This window comes from Tritonibacter horizontis (assembly GCF_001518015.1).
Classification (GTDB): Bacteria; Pseudomonadota; Alphaproteobacteria; order Rhodobacterales; family Rhodobacteraceae; genus Epibacterium; species Epibacterium horizontis.
The window spans coordinates 1-4,040 of the sequence record NZ_LPUY01000104.1 but is presented as its reverse complement, the minus strand read 5'-3'; the positions used below and the strand labels follow the sequence as shown (position 1 = coordinate 4,040).

General features: G+C 66.1%; 4 protein-coding genes and 1 pseudogene. 3 read left to right on the top strand and 2 right to left on the bottom strand.

Going from position 1 to position 4,040, the window contains the following annotated elements:
• Nucleotides 1–110: 110 nt before the first annotated feature.
• Nucleotides 111–479, bottom strand: a complete 369-nt coding sequence (locus TRIHO_RS19860) for a MerR family transcriptional regulator (RefSeq protein ID WP_068247965.1) — start codon at nt 477–479, stop codon at nt 111–113.
• Nucleotides 480–602: 123 nt separating this feature from the next.
• Between TRIHO_RS19860 and TRIHO_RS19855 the strand changes: the two genes are divergently transcribed.
• The 3 genes and pseudogenes from TRIHO_RS19855 to TRIHO_RS19845 all read left to right on the top strand — a co-directional run.
• Entirely contained in the window at nt 603–1,025 is a 423-nt protein-coding gene (locus TRIHO_RS19855) for a PaaI family thioesterase (protein ID WP_068247962.1), read from the top strand.
• Entirely contained in the window at nt 1,022–1,540 is a 519-nt protein-coding gene (locus tag TRIHO_RS19850) for a PaaI family thioesterase (RefSeq protein WP_068247959.1), read from the top strand. The genes TRIHO_RS19855 and TRIHO_RS19850 overlap by 4 nt, the downstream gene beginning before the upstream one ends.
• Nucleotides 1,541–1,561: 21 nt before the next feature.
• A pseudogene (locus tag TRIHO_RS19845) lies at nt 1,562–2,839 on the top strand (MATE family efflux transporter); the annotation flags it as partial.
• A 31-nt stretch (nt 2,840–2,870) separates the two neighbouring features.
• Here the strand turns inward: TRIHO_RS19845 and TRIHO_RS19840 are convergent.
• Complete coding sequence (locus TRIHO_RS19840) at nt 2,871–3,929, bottom strand: quinone-dependent dihydroorotate dehydrogenase (protein ID WP_068247957.1); 1,059 nt, start codon at nt 3,927–3,929, stop codon at nt 2,871–2,873.
• Between the last annotated feature and the right edge of the window lie 111 nt (nt 3,930–4,040).

The following is a 4,040-nucleotide window of genomic DNA, read 5'->3' as shown; positions in this document are numbered from 1 at the left end:
GAGTGCCGGGGCGCTGCGGAGGGGCGGGCAGAAACCTGCCGCAGCCCCCGGCACTCGGCGGAAACCGGAGCAGTGCCAGCCGCCGATCCGGCTGGTTTTTGCCGGTCAGTTCAGTTGAGCAACCCCAGAGTCACCCGGCGCAGGTCCCCCAGCTCGTCCATTGCCTCGTCGATCTGCTGACGCTGGGCCTGCAGCTCCTTGAGCTGCCGGTCGGCCATTTCGACAAAGGCGCGATTCTGCGCCTCGTTGCCTTCGTTTTCGTAGATCAGCAGCCATTGGCGGATCTCTTCGAGCTGAAACCCGAATTTGCGCCCGCGCAGGATCAGCTTCATCCGGGCAACGTCCCGGGCGCTGTAGAAACGCGAACGGCCCTGACGCTCGGGCTGCAACAGCTCGATGTATTCGTAATAGCGCAAGGTGCGCGGCGTCACGTCAAAGCGTGCGCACATCTCCTTGAATGACAGTCGTGCTTCGGTCATCCACGTCCTCCCTTGGGCTGCAACCTAAGGAAGTGAACCGAGCGGTGCAACTGGCAGTTTTGCAGCCCTTGCGCTTTGCCGGGCTGGACGGAATAAATGGGGCAGTCAGGCAAGGAGCATCCCATGGCAGACAAGACTCAGCTGGCACGCCAGTTCATCGAAGCAATTCCGCATTCCGCGGCCTTGGGGATGGAGCTGACGGAAATCGGCGAAGGACGGGCGGTGATCCTGATGCCCTATGACACCAAACTGATCGGGGATCCCGAAACCGGGGTCATTCATGGCGGGGCGGTGTCGGCGCTGATGGATACCTGTTGTGGCGCGGCGGTGATGAGCCACCCCAGCGCGCCCTCCAGCACCGCGACGATTGATCTGCGCATCGACTATATGCGCGGCGCGACTCCGGGGCAGACCATCCGCACCACTGCCACCTGCCACCACGTCACCCGCAACGTGGCCTTTGTGCGCGCGGTGGCCACCGATGATGCGACCGACACGCCCGTGGCAACCGCTTCCGGCGCCTTTACGGTGGAGAGCAAGCCATGAGCCGTGCCAAGCCCGAACCCGTCCAGGTGATCAAACAACGGCGCGACGCGGCGCTCAGCGCGCTGGTCGAATCGGTGCCCTATATCGGGTTTCTCGGCATCACCTTCGAGCGGCGCGGCGATGAGCTGACCTCGACCATGCATTTTCACGACGCGCTGATCGGCAACCCGATGCTGCCGGCGGTGCATGGCGGCGCCACGGCGGCCTTTCTCGAGGTGACGGCCGTGATCACGCTGCAATGGTTCCACATCTGGCCGCAGTTCGAATCCGGCGCGCTGGAGGTGGAGGCCATGACCGCAGGCCAGATGCCCCGGCTGCCCAAGACCATTGATTTCACCGTCGACTACCTGCGGTCCGGCCTGCCGCGCGACAGCTACGCGCGCGCCACGGTGAACCGGTCGGGCCGTCGCTATGCCTCGGTCCATGTGGAGGCCTGGCAGGATCACAAAGACAAACTCTTTGCCCAGGCGACCGGGCATTTCCTGATGCCGCAGGAGCGCGCAGCCGAAGGCTGACGTCGTACAAAGGACCGACCCATGACAGAGAGCCACGGGCCGATCACCCATGCGCGGGTGCTGAAAATCGCGCTGCCCATTGTGCTGTCCAACGCCACGGTGCCGATCCTGGGGGCCATTGATACCGGTGTGGTCGGGCAGCTGGGTCAGGCGGCGCCCATCGGGGCGGTTGGCATCGGGGCGGTGATCCTGTCGACCCTTTATTGGGTGTTTGGTTTCCTGCGGATGGGCACCACCGGCCTCGCCGCCCAGGCGCGCGGGGCCGGCGATACCGCCGAAACCGGTGCCCTGCTGATGCGGGGGCTGCTCCTCGCCGGGGCGGCGGGGCTGTTTTTTATCGCGGCGCAGGCGCTGGTGTTCTGGGGCGCCTTCGCGCTGGCCCCGGCCAGCGCCGAGGTGGAAGGCCTGGCGCGGCAATATCTGGAAATCCGCATCTGGGGCGCGCCGGCCACGATCGCGCTTTATGCGGTGACGGGATGGCTGATCGCGATGGAGCGCACGCGGGGCGTCGTGCTGCTGCAGGTCTGGATGAACGGGCTCAACATCCTGCTGGATCTGTGGTTCGTGCTCGGTCTGGACTGGGGCGTGCAGGGGGTGGCCACGGCGACGCTGATCGCGGAATGGAGCGGGCTGTTGCTGGGGCTCTGGCTCTGCGGGTCGGCCTTTGGTGGCAAGCAATGGCATGACTGGAACCGCATCTTTGACCGGGCGCGGCTGCGGCGGATGATGCAGGTGAATGGCGACATCATGGTCCGTTCGGTCTTGCTGACGGTGTCCTTTACCACCTTTTTGTTCCTGGCGGCGGATCTGGGCGATGTGACGCTGGCTGCCAATCAGGTGCTGATCCAGTTCCTGGAGATCACCGCCTTTGCGCTTGATGGGTTTGCTTTCAGCGCCGAAGCGCTGGTTGGCGGCGCCGTGGGGGCGCGCGATCCGCAACGGCTGCGGCGCGCGGTGCGCGTGTCGAGCCACTGGGGCATCGGGTTCGCGCTTTTGCTGTCGCTGGGGTTCTGGATCTTCGGGCCGATGGTGATCGACCTGATGACCACCGCGCCGGAGGTGCGCGCGGTGGCCCGCAGCTACCTGATCTGGGTGGCGCTTGGCCCGCTGATCAGCGTCGCGAGCTATATGCTGGATGGGATCTATATCGGGGCCACCTGGACGCGGGACATGCGCATCGCGATGATCCAGTCGGTTGTGATCTATGTGCTGGCACTGGTGGTCTGTGTGCCGGTGTTTGGCAACCATGGGCTTTGGCTGGCGTTGATGGTGCTGAACCTGGCCCGCGCGGCCACGCTGGCGCGGATCGGGTCGGCGGCGTTGGCTGCGGTCAGAGCCAATCGGATCTGGCGCTGCCGACCGCTGCGGCCACCGTGTCGAACCCGTCGCGGGCCAACAGCTGGTCGAGGCCCGATGCGATCTCGACCGCCAGCGACAGGCCGCCATAGACCAGCGCGGTATAGAATTGAACCGCGCTCGCCCCGGCCTGGATCTTGGTATAGGCGTCCTGCGCCGAGGCGATGCCGCCGACGCCGATGATCGGCACGCGGCCGTCCAGCCGTTCGGACAGTTGCGCCAGGATCCGCGTCGAGGATTGAAACAGCGGCGCGCCGGAGAGGCCGCCCATCTCGACCTGGTGCTGGCTGTGCAGGCCAACGCGAGCCAGGGTGGTGTTGGTCGCGACCACCGCGTCGATCCCGCTGTCCAGCGCCACGGCGGCGATATCGTCCAGCCCGGCCTGATCGAGATCCGGAGCGATCTTCAGGAACACCGGGATCTGGCGCGACAGCCCGGCGCGCGCCTCCATCACACCGGACAGAAGCGCAGACAGCGCCGCCTTGCCCTGCAGGTCCCGCAGTTTTTCGGTGTTGGGAGAGGAGACGTTGACGGTGGCAAAATCCAGATGCGCACCGCAATGGCTCAGCACTTTGGCGAAATCCAGCGCGCGATCGGCGCTGTCCTTGTTGGCCCCGAGGTTCAGGCCGATCACCCGGCCGGTGGGACGGGTTGCGAGCCGGTTGCCGATGGCCTCCATGCCCTGATTGTTGAAGCCAAAACGATTGATCGCGGCCCGGTCCTCGCGCAGGCGGAACAGGCGCGGTCTGGGGTTGCCGGGCTGCGGGCGTGGCGTCGCCGCGCCGACCTCGATAAAGCCAAACCCCGCGTCGCAGAGCGGCGCCAGTGCCTCGGCGTTCTTGTCGAACCCGGCCGCCAGACCGACGGGATTGGGCAGGCTGAGGCCGGCAATCTCTGTCTGCAGACGCCGTGAGGTGACCGGACCGGGGCGCGGCGTCAGCCCGGCTTTCAGCGCCTGGATCGACAGGCCATGTGCGGCTTCTGGATCCATGCGGTGCATCACGGCCAGCGCCAGTTTTTCGGATAGGTTCATCTGCGATGGCTCCTTGTGTCAGGCGGAGTGTGTCGGGCGGAGTGTGTCGGGTCGGCTGTATTCGGGGGGGCTGAGACGGGCGAGCTGTGCCCGGGCGGGGCAGGCCTGGGG

Coding starts and splice junctions, on each gene's coding strand:
- TRIHO_RS19840 (WP_068247957.1), bottom strand. CDS start 3,929: ATGAACCTATCCGAAAAACTGGCGCTGGCCGTGATGCACCGCATGGAT.
- TRIHO_RS19850 (WP_068247959.1), top strand. CDS start 1,022: ATGAGCCGTGCCAAGCCCGAACCCGTCCAGGTGATCAAACAACGGCGC.
- TRIHO_RS19855 (WP_068247962.1), top strand. CDS start 603: ATGGCAGACAAGACTCAGCTGGCACGCCAGTTCATCGAAGCAATTCCG.
- TRIHO_RS19860 (WP_068247965.1), bottom strand. CDS start 479: ATGACCGAAGCACGACTGTCATTCAAGGAGATGTGCGCACGCTTTGAC.